15 protein-coding genes are annotated in these 13,429 nt (G+C 46.8%); 9 read left to right on the top strand and 6 right to left on the bottom strand.

Features of this window, described 5'->3' with window-relative positions; all coding sequences use genetic code 11:
• The 5 genes from HKN88_02845 to HKN88_02825 form a co-directional block, all read left to right on the top strand.
• Positions 1 to 437: hypothetical protein (locus tag HKN88_02845; GenBank protein ID NNC96990.1), on the top strand; the 437-nt coding region annotated here is incomplete at its 5' end.
• Positions 438 to 606: 169 nt separating this feature from the next.
• On the top strand, positions 607 to 1,257 hold the full coding sequence (locus tag HKN88_02840; protein NNC96989.1) for a hypothetical protein: 651 nt from the start codon (positions 607 to 609) through the stop codon (positions 1,255 to 1,257).
• A 296-nt stretch (positions 1,258 to 1,553) separates the two neighbouring features.
• Positions 1,554 to 1,838, top strand: coding sequence for a hypothetical protein (locus HKN88_02835; GenBank protein NNC96988.1), 285 nt, complete (start codon positions 1,554 to 1,556; stop codon positions 1,836 to 1,838).
• Between the two features lie 279 nt (positions 1,839 to 2,117).
• Positions 2,118 to 2,504 carry a hypothetical protein gene (locus HKN88_02830; protein NNC96987.1) on the top strand — a complete coding sequence of 129 codons (387 nt, stop codon included), beginning with the start codon at positions 2,118 to 2,120 and terminating at the stop codon, positions 2,502 to 2,504.
• Positions 2,505 to 2,909: 405 nt separating this feature from the next.
• Positions 2,910 to 3,374 carry a hypothetical protein gene (locus HKN88_02825; protein NNC96986.1) on the top strand — a complete coding sequence of 155 codons (465 nt, stop codon included), beginning with the start codon at positions 2,910 to 2,912 and terminating at the stop codon, positions 3,372 to 3,374.
• Positions 3,375 to 3,386: 12 nt separating this feature from the next.
• Here HKN88_02825 and HKN88_02820 read toward each other — a convergent pair whose 3' ends face one another.
• Complete coding sequence (locus HKN88_02820) at positions 3,387 to 4,055, bottom strand: hypothetical protein (protein ID NNC96985.1); 669 nt, start codon at positions 4,053 to 4,055, stop codon at positions 3,387 to 3,389.
• 142 nt (positions 4,056 to 4,197) lie between these two features.
• Here HKN88_02820 and HKN88_02815 point away from each other — a divergent pair, with 142 nt between their 5' ends.
• On the top strand, positions 4,198 to 4,773 hold the full coding sequence (locus tag HKN88_02815) for a hypothetical protein (GenBank protein NNC96984.1): 576 nt from the start codon (positions 4,198 to 4,200) through the stop codon (positions 4,771 to 4,773).
• A gap of 47 nt (positions 4,774 to 4,820) precedes the next feature.
• Here the strand turns inward: HKN88_02815 and HKN88_02810 are convergent, their stop codons facing one another.
• The 5 genes from HKN88_02810 to mnmG form a co-directional block, all read right to left on the bottom strand.
• Positions 4,821 to 5,228 (bottom strand): MAPEG family protein, encoded by a 408-nt coding sequence (locus HKN88_02810; GenBank protein ID NNC96983.1) that lies wholly within the window; start codon positions 5,226 to 5,228, stop codon positions 4,821 to 4,823.
• A 26-nt stretch (positions 5,229 to 5,254) separates the two neighbouring features.
• Positions 5,255 to 6,814, bottom strand: coding sequence for a peptide ABC transporter substrate-binding protein (locus HKN88_02805; GenBank protein ID NNC96982.1), 1,560 nt, complete (start codon positions 6,812 to 6,814; stop codon positions 5,255 to 5,257).
• Positions 6,815 to 6,849: 35 nt separating this feature from the next.
• On the bottom strand, positions 6,850 to 8,478 hold the full coding sequence (locus HKN88_02800) for a peptide ABC transporter substrate-binding protein (GenBank protein NNC96981.1): 1,629 nt from the start codon (positions 8,476 to 8,478) through the stop codon (positions 6,850 to 6,852).
• Between the two features lie 58 nt (positions 8,479 to 8,536).
• Complete coding sequence (locus HKN88_02795) at positions 8,537 to 10,255, bottom strand: peptide ABC transporter substrate-binding protein (GenBank protein ID NNC96980.1); 1,719 nt, start codon at positions 10,253 to 10,255, stop codon at positions 8,537 to 8,539.
• Positions 10,256 to 10,329: 74 nt separating this feature from the next.
• Positions 10,330 to 12,246: a tRNA uridine-5-carboxymethylaminomethyl(34) synthesis enzyme MnmG gene (gene mnmG / locus HKN88_02790; protein ID NNC96979.1), complete on the bottom strand. Its 1,917-nt coding sequence runs from the start codon at positions 12,244 to 12,246 to the stop codon at positions 10,330 to 10,332.
• Positions 12,247 to 12,413: 167 nt separating this feature from the next.
• Between mnmG and HKN88_02785 the strand changes: the two genes are divergently transcribed.
• The 3 genes from HKN88_02785 to HKN88_02775 are packed head-to-tail and all read left to right on the top strand — an operon-like array spanning position 12,414 to position 13,425.
• On the top strand, positions 12,414 to 12,611 hold the full coding sequence (locus HKN88_02785; GenBank protein ID NNC96978.1) for a helix-turn-helix transcriptional regulator: 198 nt from the start codon (positions 12,414 to 12,416) through the stop codon (positions 12,609 to 12,611).
• On the top strand, positions 12,608 to 13,015 hold the full coding sequence (locus tag HKN88_02780; protein NNC96977.1) for a hypothetical protein: 408 nt from the start codon (positions 12,608 to 12,610) through the stop codon (positions 13,013 to 13,015). The genes HKN88_02785 and HKN88_02780 overlap by 4 nt, the downstream gene beginning before the upstream one ends.
• Before the next feature lie 17 nt (positions 13,016 to 13,032).
• Complete coding sequence (locus tag HKN88_02775; GenBank protein NNC96976.1) at positions 13,033 to 13,425, top strand: hypothetical protein; 393 nt, start codon at positions 13,033 to 13,035, stop codon at positions 13,423 to 13,425.
• Positions 13,426 to 13,429 lie beyond the last annotated feature (4 nt).

Here is a 13,429-nt window from a genome sequence, read left to right as displayed (position 1 = left end):
GTATTCCAGTTCTACAGGACATGAATGGTTATTACGTGATCTCGATCTACGAGACCACCACCGATGGGCATTTTCGGCGCACGGCCAAGCGTCCGTTCAAAAGTCTAGCCGGGGTAATTGCCGGTGTGTCTGCCCCGGTTGGAACAATCGAGGCCAAACCGCGTACACGTAACACCCTAAACTGGCGTAGCCCCACGGTTATCAGTTACGAGGAACATCATCCCAGCAGTGCCTATAAATTTTTCCGCCGTCACATTAAACAACATGAATACTACATTGCTACCGCCGATAACAATAGCGATCGCATCAGGAAATTGAATTTGCATCACATCCATTTCCGCTCTGGCGTCTCGCCGTCTATCAAGGAATTGTTTATCACCAAGTTCATTAAATCCATGCGTTTGTGGGGTTTCAGTAAATTACGCAGCAAATACTAGCCGACAGGATAAGTCTGTCTCTCGGTAGTTTTACACAAGAAATTCAATGTAAGCGGTCAGGATTAGCTAGCCACAAGCCTGGTATATAGACTAATTCTTTCGATTTTTATTATTACGCTGGCTGCGGTTTGGCTTTCAGTAAACCCGGCGTGTGACTTACACTAGCCGCATGCATCCTAAAAACCTGGCTCTGCTCGTCACCTTGCTGCCGATACTGGCATGCAACGGCGTTTATTTGCTCAGTGCCGCCGGCGCCCATGTTTCCTGGTGTGTGCCGTATCTGGAAGGCTGTACCAGCATTAGTCGTGCTGCCCGACTTGGGCCAGGCCTATGGTGGTTCAAGCTCTTGATGATCGCTTACGGAATTCTCATGATCGGTTTATGGCAATACGCACAACGCTGGCTCGATTCCCTGCGTGAACAGCAGACACGGACCGGGCGTCTCAATCTGGCCCTGGGCGTAAGCGGTTCGCTGGCCCTGATCGTGTACATAATCTTTTTAGGCAGTGATGGCGCGATGTATAACTTCATGCGGCGTGCCGGGGTGCTGGTGTATTTCTTTTGCATTCCCCTGGCACAATTGTTGTTACTGAATCAACACTATAAACTGACGCATGAACGCGCCGGCTTTGCCCGCCACCTGACGGCCTTGCGCTTTCAGACAACGGTCTTGATCTTGCTGTTACTGATTGCCATCGCAAGTTTGATCTCGGAAGCCTTGCAGATCAAAACGCAGGCCAGTGAAAATGTTGTTGAATGGAACTTTTCTTTACTCATGACTTTGTATTTTGCGGCTCTGGGAACGATCTGGAAAAAATAACCAATCAGATTAATCCTACGCACATCGGTAAGTGGCTTGTGATTTTTAATGTGATTGCTTTAAATCCTTTTATTAAGCCACAGAACGTAATTTTTTAAGCTGCGGAGGGGAAATTTCTGTCAATGCTGCTATCGCCAAGACTGGTCGGACAAGATAAAATACGTCTTGTACAAAACAGGCAGAAATATTGAATCGCCTGTATAACTAAAGAGATATTACAGCAATGATGCATTACCCTATACTTTGCCTATCAAATACCAAGATATTATTTATTAAAATATAAAGGATCTATATTTATGTCACACTTTTCAATCCGTAAGATTTTTGCCGCAACAGCACTATTACTACTAACAATTTTCAGTGGCTCGGCCATTTTCGCCGAAGACAAGCCGCACATTAATGGCCAGATCACCATGAATGATGTTCTGTTCTTTGGTGGCCTGACGGTATTCAGTATTATTGCCTTGTTGTTAATTTTCCGGCATCTCACCAATCAAAGCTTGAAAGATTTTGAAAACATATATCCAAAGTTTCCGGAACACTACCAAGCCAAACCCGAAGATAAAAAACAATTTAAATAAACGACCCAACGCCTGAGAAATATTGCATTTTACATTGCCGGACAATTATTTTATTGGTCCTGCGTCTGCATCTAAAATAAACAAAATTTTTTGTAACACATTCGTTACAGCTAATAATGCAAATAAGGCGTAAAATACACATATTCGAAGTTCTCCCTATCGAGGAGAAACATTGCCACATCGTGCAAACATAGGCTGTGATTGTTCGCTATCATTTTTTCATCACATGAGAGCAGCCTGACGTGCTGTTCTCTTTTTGACTACCAATGGAGAACCAGCATGAAGAGTAAATTTCTAACTGCCCTTTTAATCAGCCTGTTTTGTAGTGCTCCACTCGCCGCTGATATGTACATTGTCAGCACCACAGATGGACCCGGTTTCACCGACCCCAGTGAGGCCGTGATGGTCCTGGAAAAAGGGATTTTGCCAACCTTTGCAATGTTAATGAAGCTTAAAAAACAAAAAAAGATCAAGTATGTGGGATTTCCGGCAGGCTCTCGCACTTTGATCATGCTTGTAGAAGCAGATTCACACAGCGAAGTTGACCGAATGCTGCGTGATTTGCCCGCCTGGGGCGTGTTTACCTGGAAAGTGAAGCCTATGCAAAGCCTTGAAGATCGTGATGCAATGGAAAAGGCTATCGTTAAAAAGCTGAAAAACATGTAATGATTATTGACTGTAATTTTTTTACACGAGTTAAGCTCAGAACAACTTGATGCATATAACACGTCGTCTTTCCTGTGGAGTCAGGAATCCATAGAGTTTGCAAAATATGGATCCCGGACATGGCAAATGCCGTGACGGGAAGACGTCGTTTTTTATTGTAAAGAGTCGATTCAAATTCTAAGAAATTAATCTTATAACGGATTTCCACCTTAACCATGCTAAGGCGATTATTTGACTTTCAATCATGCGAATCCTTTGCATTGCAGCATGATATTAGTCATACAAATCCCGAATTTGTTACAGAAATTGTTCTCACAAAGTTCTAGAATTAGGAGCGTATCCCGTGCAAGAGCGGGATGGACAATCCCAGGAAATTAAGTATCAAGGAAGCAAGGAGAAAGGCAAATGATCACTAGCATTCCGGTATTGCAAGACATGAATGGCTATTTTGACATTGCCATTTATGAATCCACGTCCGAAGGTTATTTCAAACGCACCAGCAAGCACCCTTTTCATGGCATGATCGGTCTGGTCTATGCGGTTTCAACCCCGATGGGAACCATAGAATGCAAGCCGCGTACCAATGCGCCGCAAAAATGGCGCAGCCCGACTGTTTTGTGCACCGAAGAGCATTACCCTAAGAGTGCCTATCAATTTTTTCGCGACACCATTAACCGCCATCAACTGTATATCGCCACTGCCAATGACAATTCGGCGATTGCAAACAGATTACAATTGCATAAATTCATTTTTCGCCCGGGCGCATCGACCAGCACGCGAAAATTATTTATGAATAAGTATTCTGATGCGATGAATCTATGGGGCGCGAGTCGCACCGGCGGTTCACGTTATAAAGGTAAAGCGCATTAGGCTTGTTGCAGGCTAGCTAACTTTCAGGGTTTCACCTTGTGGTTCTACCGTCCCATATTTGGCTGACGGTGTGACCAATAATGGCGTGTGCAAATTATTGCCAAGCTCAAATCCTTCATCAGGAAAATGATTTTTGTGCAGCCATTGTCGGGTAGTGTTCTTATTCTCAACATCTAACATCAACGGCATGCGATGATGCACAAATTCGAAATTCGTAGTCGCCGGTAAGGTGATGATCGAAGCCGAATACAAGATTTCATCGTCATCCAGTTGATACTCCTTATACAATCCACCAAATGCGATGCTCTGTTTCTCATTGGTGATGTGATGGTAAGTTCCAGACTTGCTTTCCATGAATCCTGCGGCCGGAATCAGGCAACGGGTATTCAAATACGGTTTTTTGGCCAAGCGGCTTTCCAGAAGTTTTTCCGATCGAGTGTTAAAGGTTTTGTATTTTTGATTCGGCTTCCAGGTTAGTCCCTTCTCGCTTTGTTTCTCGAGTAACAGCCACCAGGTGGCGTCCACGATCTTGTGTTCACCCTCGTTTTCACTACCCACCACGATCTGGATCTTGCTGGCTGGCCGACACATGCCGCGGTTCTCCAGGGTGCCTTGCACATTTAAAGCTGCCAGCATTTCGGCCATATCCAGGGTCGGGAATTGTTGAAAAGCGCCACACATATCCCTGATTTTAGCGCCTTTACCAGCGATTTGGTAATCAATGCTACACTTGATTGCATGTCAATCACGAATATAAAAGGACAATAATGTGAGACTGAGGTCGACACTGGCGACAATTTTTGCTGGACTACTTATTTTTGTCATGATGCCTGTATCGATGCACGCCGACAGTGCCTGGATACTAAAAAAAGACCGCAATAATATTCAAGTCTTCACTCGGGCCATTCCGGATTCTCCATACCATGCGGCCAAACTCATAACCGAACTGGATAGTGATCTCGAAACTGTAGCAAAAGCCATTGGCAATGGTCAGGAATGCAATGCATGGATCAAAATGTGCAAAAAAGTAACATTGCTCGAACAAATAAGCCCTGAAGAAATGTTCTTTTATACGGTTCTGGATTTTCCGTTTCCACTTAAGGATCGCGAGAGTGTCTTGCATGTTACAACTCAGCGATCACACGATCTGAAATCGGTAACAATCACCATGCAATCCGCAGATGACAAATACCCGCAACAATCCTACATTCGTATGGTCTCGGACATCACTTATAAAATACAGGATTTGGACAACAACAAAGTGCGTTTCACCTGGTTTGTTCAGTCCAACCCGGGTGGTAATGTAAAAACGTCTTTGTATAACGCGCGTTTGCCCAAAGATACTTACAAAGACGTGCTGCGTCTCAGGAATTTACTCCAAAGTGGTAAAGCAAATTAAACCGGGAAAGCGCGATAGCTAACCCGGATAAATTTTTTCAGGCTGTTCTAAGCTGCGAAAAAGCCAAACAACCAGTAAGCGGCAATTGCGATCTGCACCAGGAAAAAACCAAAGCGTACATACACCGCAATGGCACTGGTTGAGATCAAGTGCGTCAGCGATTGAGCCACTCGCGCGCCAAGCATGATCATTGCAAGTCCATCTGTCACGCCGGTTTGCCCGCTGGCGAGGGCAAAAAGCAATATGCCGCCAATGATCGGAAAACTCTCATAACAATTGGCGTGCGCACGACACAGGCGATTGGAAAAATCGCCCGCATCGGCCCCGTCCGGGGCAAAACTGTTTACCATTTTTTTGCCACTTAAGGTCAAAGCCGAACGCAGGCCTGCGAGTATGACCAATAAAATTAACATCCAGAGGATGTAGCCCAACAGTGCGGTGGTGGTTGCTGACATTGTGTTCTCCCGTTTATTTTTTACTATTAATGACTGGTTCTGAACAAAAAGCGGCTGGGATGATGATCCAGTGAATTATTTATCCAGCCTTTGATCTCAGGATTGACCATATGCTTGCTGACGTAAAAATACAAGGGAATAATCGCGTGATCATCGAGTAATTGCTTTTCAGCGGCCTGCAGAATAGACGTCCGTTCACTGCTAGCGGTTTTTGCCGACTCCAGTAAACGTTCAAATTCCAGCTTGTGGTACGCGTAATCGTTCAAAGGATGCGCTGCACTGAACAATTCCAGGTAATTACTCGCATCATTCACATCTGCGATCCAGCCTGATCGAAAAACCTGAGTGTTTTTTTGTCGCCGGTTATCCAAAAAGACTTTCCACTCTTCGTTGTATAGATCAACTTTTACACCAAGCGTTTGTTTCCACATACTTGCCACCGCCACAGCAATTTTTTTATGTACCGTCGAGGTGTTGTAACGCAACTGGATTTGCAATGGCTGGTCTGCGGAATATCCGGCGTCGGCATACAGCTTTTGGGCGCGGGCTTGACGCTGTGCCGGTGGCAAGTTGGCATACTTGGTCTCAGGTGATGTGTAGTCAGGCATGCCCGGTGGCACCAAGGTCCAGGCCGCCTGTTCGCCGCTGCCCAGGACTTTGTCTGCCAAAACCTCGCGGTCAATTGCCAAGGATAAAGCCTCACGCAGTTCGGGCTTGTTTTGAAACGGAGGACGACTGAGATTGAATCCGTAAAAGTAACTGTTCAACACCGGTGCGATACGTAATGCTTCGGAATGCTGTTGTTTAAGTCGAGGAACATCACCCGGCGGAACAGTAACGGTGATATCCAGTTCACCGGCGAGAAAGCGTTTGAGCTCGCTGGCCGGATCTTCGGTGGTCACAATTTCGACCTGCTCAAAATACACGGTATCGGCGGCATGAAAATGGGGATTTTTTGTGAGTACGATTTTCTCTTGCGGCGCCCAATCTGACAGTCGATAGGCCCCGTTACTGACCGGGGCTTTCGCCGCGCTTACGGCGTGTCGTGGAAAACTCACCGGTAATGCCAGCAACTCCAAAAAATACGGCACTGCATGCTTGGTGCATAAATGTAACTCCACTGTGCTGATCGCTTCTAGTTTAATGATTGAATTTAACAGCTCACGATAGGGTGAGTTATTTTTCACATCCAGCGCGTATTGCATGCCCCGCACAAAATCCTGAGCGCTGACCCGGTCACCATTCGACCATTTAGCCTCGGGGCGAAGATCGAACCTATAGCACAGGGTTTCAGGGTCATATGTCCAGGATACTGCAACGCCCGGGACCAAGGATCCGTCGGCGGCTTCAGTGAGCAAGCCTTCGTACAGGTCACGTGCCACGTTGCCGGCACTTTCGCTACGTATCAGCTGTGGATCCAGAGTTTCAACTTCTGCGCCATTTCCGCGTTTTAAGATCTTGGTGTCCGGATACTGGTGCGTAGTCTGTTTGGCGCTGCATGAAAAAAGGCCTAAGCCTAATAAAATCCCAAGGCATAAAAAAAGCCCGGCGCTTGAATTGAGCAGGGCTTTGGTTTTTTTCAGCATGCGCGGATTATCACACAAGACTGTTTAGGAAAAAACTATTTTTCAATACGGTAATGACGCGAATAGTTGTGATCCATTATGGTCGATTTAAATCCTTTAACGTGCGGCTTGACCAGGTGTTTGGTGACATAAAAATATATTGGCATCAAGGGATAATCATTCAACATGATCTTTTCGGCTTCAGCCAACATGTCGGCGCGTTTTTGCAGATCGCCTTCAACCGCGGCGGCTTCAACCAGACGGTCGTATTCCGGATTGCTAAAGCCGCTGTCATTCTGGCCATGGGTAGAATGCATGATCTCGGCATAGGTAAACGCATCGTTATAATCACCCACCCAGCCGTAACGAACGATGTCCCATTTGTCTTTGTTTTTACGGCTCTGCAAAAACACTTTCCATTCTTCATTCAGGAGTTTGATGTCAGCGCCCAGCACCTGTTTCCACATGGCAGAAATTGCCACGGCCACTTTTTTGTGATTCTCACTTGTGTTGTAACGAATTTCAGTAACCAGTGGATTATCTTTGGAGTAACCGGCTTCAGCATACAAACGTTGCGCTTCGGCAATTTGTTTCTCACGCGGCCAATCGGCCCATGCGTATTTATATGCGCGGTAGTTCGCCACGGGTGGCGGAACAAAACCGTAGGCGGCTATTTCACCCACTCCGGTAACTTTTTCCACAATGGTTTCTCGGTCTATGGCCATGCTTAAGGCCTGACGCAGGCGTTTGTCATTGAACGGTGCTTGGGTATTGTCAAACACGTAATAGTACGTACTCAGGTAAGGATCCACATAAAACTCGTCTTTGAGATTCTCGTTAACAAAACGAAACTGGTTGTTCGGGATCTGGTCGGTAAAGTCCAGTTCGCCGGCTCGGTAGCGTTTGAGTTCGGCAGAAATGTCTTCCGTCGGATAATGGTAAACCGTGTCAATCTGCACATTGTCGTTGTCGTAATAATGTGGATTACGCACCAGTTTGATGTGTGATGCCACGATCCATTCGTCCAGTGTATACGCCCCGTTACTGATCATATTGCCGGCCTTGGCAAACTTATCACCGTATTCGGCCCAAGACGCACGATGGATCGGATAAGTAGACGAGTGATTGAGTAAGCCGAGAAAATACGGCGTTGGTGCATTGAGTTTCACTTCCAGAACTTTGTCCGACACGGCCTTGACCGCGAGCGCTTCTTTCGGCAGATCGCCTTCGCGCACGGCTTTGGCGTTCACGATCATATCCAGGATCTGGGCGTAAGAAGAGATTGTGGCCGGATCGACCGTGCGCTGCATGCCCGCGACAAAATCCTGGGCCACCACCGGATCGCCATTCGACCATTTGGCATTTTCGCGTAAATAAAAGGTATAGGTTTTACCGTCTTCGGTGATGTCCCAGCGTTCCGCCTGTCCTGGCACGATATTGGAATCAATGTCTTCGGTGGTCAGGCCTTCATACACGTCGCGTAGAATTTCAGAAGCCGAGGTCTCTTCACTGCGATGCGGATCCAGAGTATCGGGCTCTGATCCATTACCACGATGGAATACCACCCCTTCACCGGAATCGGAAGACGCAGACTTTTCTGACTGCTCGCCTGAATCAGAGTTGTTGCCGCCACAGGCGACCAACAGGAACAAAGCGAGAATGGACGTTGTAAGTAATTTTTTCATGTGATGTCTTTGGTTAACTAAAATGTTTAATATTCAGTAATGCAGATCAATGTTCAAGTCAATGTTTAACAATAAACATGTCTTTGGTGAAATGATGATCCATGATATTTGGATGGAAACCGCCCACGTGCTTTTTAACCACACGCTTGGTCACATAGTGATAGATCGGCATGATCGGCAATTCACTCATCATCATACGTTCGGCTTCTTCCAGCAATAAACGGCGCTTGCCCAGATCCGACTCCACACTGGCTTTGGCCAGTAATGCATCGTACTCGTCGCGATAGTAGGCCGAGTCATTCAATCCACTGTTGCTTAACATCAATTCCGAGAAGGTATACGGATCGTTGTAATCGCCGATCCAGCCGGCTCTGAACACCTGGGTCTCTTTTTTCTGTTTGCGGGTTTCCAGAAATACTTTCCATTCCTGGTTGAGCAATTCCACATTCACGCCCAGGCTTTGTTTCCACATCGCGGCAACCGCGGTGGAAATGGTTTTATGGTTTTCGTGAGTGTTGTAATGAATACTGATGGTTAAAGGACTGTCTTTGGTGTACCCGGCCGCGGCGTATAGTTTTTTGGCTTCGGCCAGACGTTCAGCCTGGGTCCAGTTGGCCCAGTCAGGTTTTTGACCGGTGTAATTATTAACCGGTGGTACAAAGTTATAAGCAGGAATTTCGCCGGCGCCGGTCACGCGTTCGGTGATCACTTCGCGATCGATGGCCAGAGTCAAGGCCTTGCGTAATTCAAAATTGTCTTTGAATGGTGGTTGGGTCAAATTGAAACCAAAATAATACACCCCAAGATACGGCGCGATCACCAGTTCGTCAGGGATGTTCTCCTTGATCCAGGTAAGTTGTTTGTAGGGCAGTTCATAGGTGTAATCAAGCTCATTGGCGCGATAACGTTTCAAGCCGGTGGACTGGTCTTCGATCGGATAGTAATACACACGGTTAATGATGGTGTCGGCGTTATCCCAGTAATGCGTGTTGCGATCCAGGATCATATGCGATTGTGGCACCCAGTCGACCAGATAATAAGCCCCGTTGGAGACCATTTTGCCAGGACGGGAAAACTGATCGCCGTATTCTTCCACCGACGCTTTATGTACCGGATAGGTACTGGAGTGATTCAACAAACCAAGAAAATATGGCGTTGGTGCTTTTAACTGAATCTCAAGCGTTACATCGTCTATGGCTTTCACGCCCAGGTTGGCCACAACCTCATTGCCGGAACTGATGGCTTCGGCATTTTTGATCGGCGCCAGAATATAGGCGTATTTGGATAAGGTGGCCGGATCAATACTACGTTTGATGCCGTATTCAAAATCGGCCGCCGTGAGTGGGTCGCCGTTTGACCATTTGGCATTCTCCCGGATCTTAAAGGTGTAGACCAGACCGTCATCACTAAGGGTCCAGGATTCGGCTGCCCCCGGTATCACTTCACCGGTAGGCGCTTCACTGGTCAGGCCTTCGTACAGGTCACGTAAAACATTGGAAGACGGCACACCTTCGGCCTTGTGCGGATCCAGGGTTTGCACTTCAGCGCCATTGCCCTTGTGCAAGACTTGCTCCTCGGCAAGTTCCTGACCTTCCTGGAGTTCAAGGAAATATTCGCGTCCAATTTTTTTATTAGCCGCTGCAGATTGTTGTTGGTTTGCACTGGAATTTGTCGACTGCTCGCTTGAGTCGTTCTGACCACCGCAAGCCACCAGACTGGCGATGAGTACAATACTAAAAAATCTGCTTAGGCTAAATTTAACAACTGATTTATTCACAATTATTCCTCTGGTAAAAAACCAATATAAATAGGTCTTAATGTGTAACAGAACGGGACTTAACCCAAACTGAATTAGGCAATTTTTTTACTTAATCCGTTCTTGTGTTCGGATTTTTTTAGGTGCACCAGCAATAAGGAGATCGCTGCCGGCGTGACACCGGAAATGCGTCCTGCCTGACCAATGGTCTCGGGACGGATGTCGTTGAGCTTTTGTCGTACCTCATTCGACAGACCATGCACCCTGGCATAATCCATGCCCTCTGGGATAAGCTTATTGGCATGGCGTGCGGTCTTGGCAATTTCGTCTTGTTGGCGTTTGATATAGCCCGAATATTTGGTTGCGATCTCAACTTGTTCGGCAACTGTCGCATCGTCAACCTCGGCACCCACCATCGGCATGCTGACCAGGGTTTGATAATCGATCTCGGGACGCTTGAGCAATTCGATCGCTTTGCATTCGGACGAGAGCTTCTTACCGAACAATTTTTTTGCTTCGCTGTCGGAAAAATCACTTGGGCGGATCAGGGTAGTGGTCAGTCGCGTGGTTTCTTTTTCAATCGCTTCCTGTTTACTATTAAAAGCCCGCCAGCGTTGTTCATCAACCAGTCCAAGTTCATAAGCTTTCGCGGTCAAACGGGCATCGGCATTGTCTTCACGTAATAACAAACGGTATTCGGCCCGACTGGTGAACATGCGATACGGTTCCAGTGTGCCTTGGGTAACCAGATCATCAACCAACACACCGATATACGCTTCATTGCGTTGCGGTGTCCAGCTTTCCTTGCCTTGTACTTGACGTGCGGCGTTCAATCCGGCCAATAAGCCCTGGGCGCCTGCCTCTTCGTAACCGGTCGTGCCATTGATCTGTCCGGCAAAGAACAAACCGTTGACAAAACGGGTTTCCAGGCTGTGTTTGAGATCACGTGGATCAAAGAAGTCATACTCTATGGCGTAACCGGGTCGCAACAAATGCGCTTGCTCGAATCCGGGCATGGAACGCACCAGGGCGTATTGCACATCAAACGGCAGCGACGTGGAAATACCATTTGGATAGACTTCGTGGGTTTTTAATCCTTCGGGTTCAATAAACACCTGATGCGAATTTTTATCCGCAAAGCGTACGATCTTGTCTTCGATCGATGGGCAGTAACGTGGACCCACGCCTTCGATCTCGCCACTGTACATGGGCGAACGATGCAAGGCCGCACGAATGATGTCATGCGTTTGTTCGGTGGTGCGGGCGATGTGACAATGGATCTGATCGGGATGATCATCAACCGAACCCATGAAAGAAAAAACCGGACGCGGATCATCGCCAGCCTGAGCTTCCAGTTGAGTGTAATCAATACTGCGACCATCAATCCGCGGCGGGGTACCGGTTTTTAAACGGTCAACCCTAAAGGGTAACGCGCGTAGCGTTTTGGACAAGGCATTCGACGGTGGGTCACCGGCGCGTCCACCTTGAAAATTGGATTCACCTATGTGAATTTTTCCACCCAGGAATGTACCAACCGTGAGCACGACCTTGGGCGCGTAAAATTCCAGACCCATTTGGGTTTTAACCCCCTTGATCTCCTGTTGTCCCGAGTCATTGATTTCAATAATAAGATCATCCACGCCTTGTTGGAATAAAGTCAGATTTTCCTGGTTCTCAACGGCGTGACGAATATAAGCTCGATATAAACTACGATCGGCCTGGGCACGCGTGGCTCTAACCGCCGGCCCCTTGCTTGCATTCAAACGACGTATATGAATTCCGGCGTGATCGGCCGCTTTGGCCATAACGCCACCGAGGGCATCGATCTCTTTAACCAAATGGCCTTTGCCAATTCCACCGATGGCCGGGTTACAACTCATTTGCCCCACGGTTTCGATATTGTGGGTTAGCAATAAGGTACGCACACCCATACGCGCCGCGGCCAGGGCCGCTTCGGTGCCGGCATGACCGCCGCCGACAACAATGACATCGAATGATTCGGGGTAACGCATGATTGGCTCGGAATTTGGTTCCGTATTGCAAAAGGATGTGCATTTTAAAGCAAATCAGACAGTTAAGCCGGATTTGTGGCCAAATAATCAACGTCAAGTACAAGTTTACCTGACATTTTGTCAATATTACTTGACATGATGTAAGGTTTGCTTTACATTTCGTTCTCATGAATAACCGATTACGCATATTACGCGCCGAAAAAAACTGGAGTCAGGCCGAGCTGGCCGGACGTTTGGACGTGTCGCGTCAGGCAGTGAACGCCATCGAAACCGGCAAACACGATCCATCCTTAGCCCTGGCATTCAAGATCGCAAAATTATTCGAGCAATCGATTGAAGCTATTTTCAATGAGGAGCACGCATGAACAACAGTGAATCGAATGTGGCTAAAGCCAATCTTGGCAAGCGACGCAAATTTTCTATCCTGATCTACACATTGTCGCTAGGCATCGGTGCTGTAATTGGATTTGCCTATGTAAAATTTGAACGCGGAACATTGGGCCTGTCCAATGAAATGCTTATTGCCATTACTGCTGTAATTACAATTTTTCTTTATTACCTGACGCTCATCTGGTATCGCAACATGGATGAGTTTGAACGCCAAAGTTTTAATCAGGCCGGAAACATAACTTTTCATGTCGGATTTTTAGCTTTCCCCTGGTTTGTTTTACATCGTCTGGAGCTTTTGCCAATGCTTGATGCCGTCACTCTGATGGTCTGCCTGAGTTTTGTATTCTTAAGCGTGTATTACTACCGCAAGTTTTTTTGATTTATCAGGAAATTATTATGACTTCACCCGCTGAACAAAAAGAAAAACAAAGACAAACTAAATCACTTGTTGTCAATCTGGTTATTGCTACCGTGATCATTGTGTTTGCGTTTGCTGCAACTTTTTTCGAATTTGAGGCCTTGTCTGCAAAAGTGGTTTTTGCTGCAGGCATTATTGCCGCGAGTTTATTGTGTTTTATTCTGCTGGTGCGCTGGATCAGATCACTGGACGAGTTTGAATACAATCTGAATGCCAGGGCATGCCTGGTTGCTATGTACAGTTCCTTGTTTTATTTGCCTTTACAGTACCTAAGTGAAATTGGTGTATTACCAGAAATTCATGTGGTCTTTCTGTTCATGGGCATATGGATAGTGTATCTGATCGCAATTTTTTATTATCAATTTAAATAGTTTT

Source organism: Gammaproteobacteria bacterium, from assembly GCA_013001575.1.
GTDB lineage: Bacteria > Pseudomonadota > Gammaproteobacteria > Steroidobacterales > JABDMI01 > JABDMI01.
Note: the sequence above shows the minus strand (reverse complement) of the source record. Positions and strands in the feature narration are given on the sequence as shown.

What these genes read in the sequence shown, in the direction of transcription:
- HKN88_02835 (NNC96988.1), top strand. Translation starts at nt 1,554, where the DNA reads ATGTCACACTTTTCAATCCGTAAGATTTTTGCCGCAACAGCACTATTA.
- HKN88_02805 (NNC96982.1), bottom strand. Translation starts at nt 6,814, where the DNA reads ATGCTGAAAAAAACCAAAGCCCTGCTCAATTCAAGCGCCGGGCTTTTT.
- HKN88_02800 (NNC96981.1), bottom strand. Translation starts at nt 8,478, where the DNA reads ATGAAAAAATTACTTACAACGTCCATTCTCGCTTTGTTCCTGTTGGTC.
- HKN88_02820 (NNC96985.1), bottom strand. Translation starts at nt 4,055, where the DNA reads ATGTGTGGCGCTTTTCAACAATTCCCGACCCTGGATATGGCCGAAATG.
- HKN88_02825 (NNC96986.1), top strand. Translation starts at nt 2,910, where the DNA reads ATGATCACTAGCATTCCGGTATTGCAAGACATGAATGGCTATTTTGAC.
- HKN88_02785 (NNC96978.1), top strand. Translation starts at nt 12,414, where the DNA reads ATGAATAACCGATTACGCATATTACGCGCCGAAAAAAACTGGAGTCAG.
- mnmG (NNC96979.1), bottom strand. Translation starts at nt 12,246, where the DNA reads ATGCGTTACCCCGAATCATTCGATGTCATTGTTGTCGGCGGCGGTCAT.
- HKN88_02830 (NNC96987.1), top strand. Translation starts at nt 2,118, where the DNA reads ATGAAGAGTAAATTTCTAACTGCCCTTTTAATCAGCCTGTTTTGTAGT.
- HKN88_02840 (NNC96989.1), top strand. Translation starts at nt 607, where the DNA reads ATGCATCCTAAAAACCTGGCTCTGCTCGTCACCTTGCTGCCGATACTG.
- HKN88_02775 (NNC96976.1), top strand. Translation starts at nt 13,033, where the DNA reads ATGACTTCACCCGCTGAACAAAAAGAAAAACAAAGACAAACTAAATCA.
- HKN88_02780 (NNC96977.1), top strand. Translation starts at nt 12,608, where the DNA reads ATGAACAACAGTGAATCGAATGTGGCTAAAGCCAATCTTGGCAAGCGA.
- HKN88_02810 (NNC96983.1), bottom strand. Translation starts at nt 5,228, where the DNA reads ATGTCAGCAACCACCACCGCACTGTTGGGCTACATCCTCTGGATGTTA.
- HKN88_02815 (NNC96984.1), top strand. Translation starts at nt 4,198, where the DNA reads ATGATGCCTGTATCGATGCACGCCGACAGTGCCTGGATACTAAAAAAA.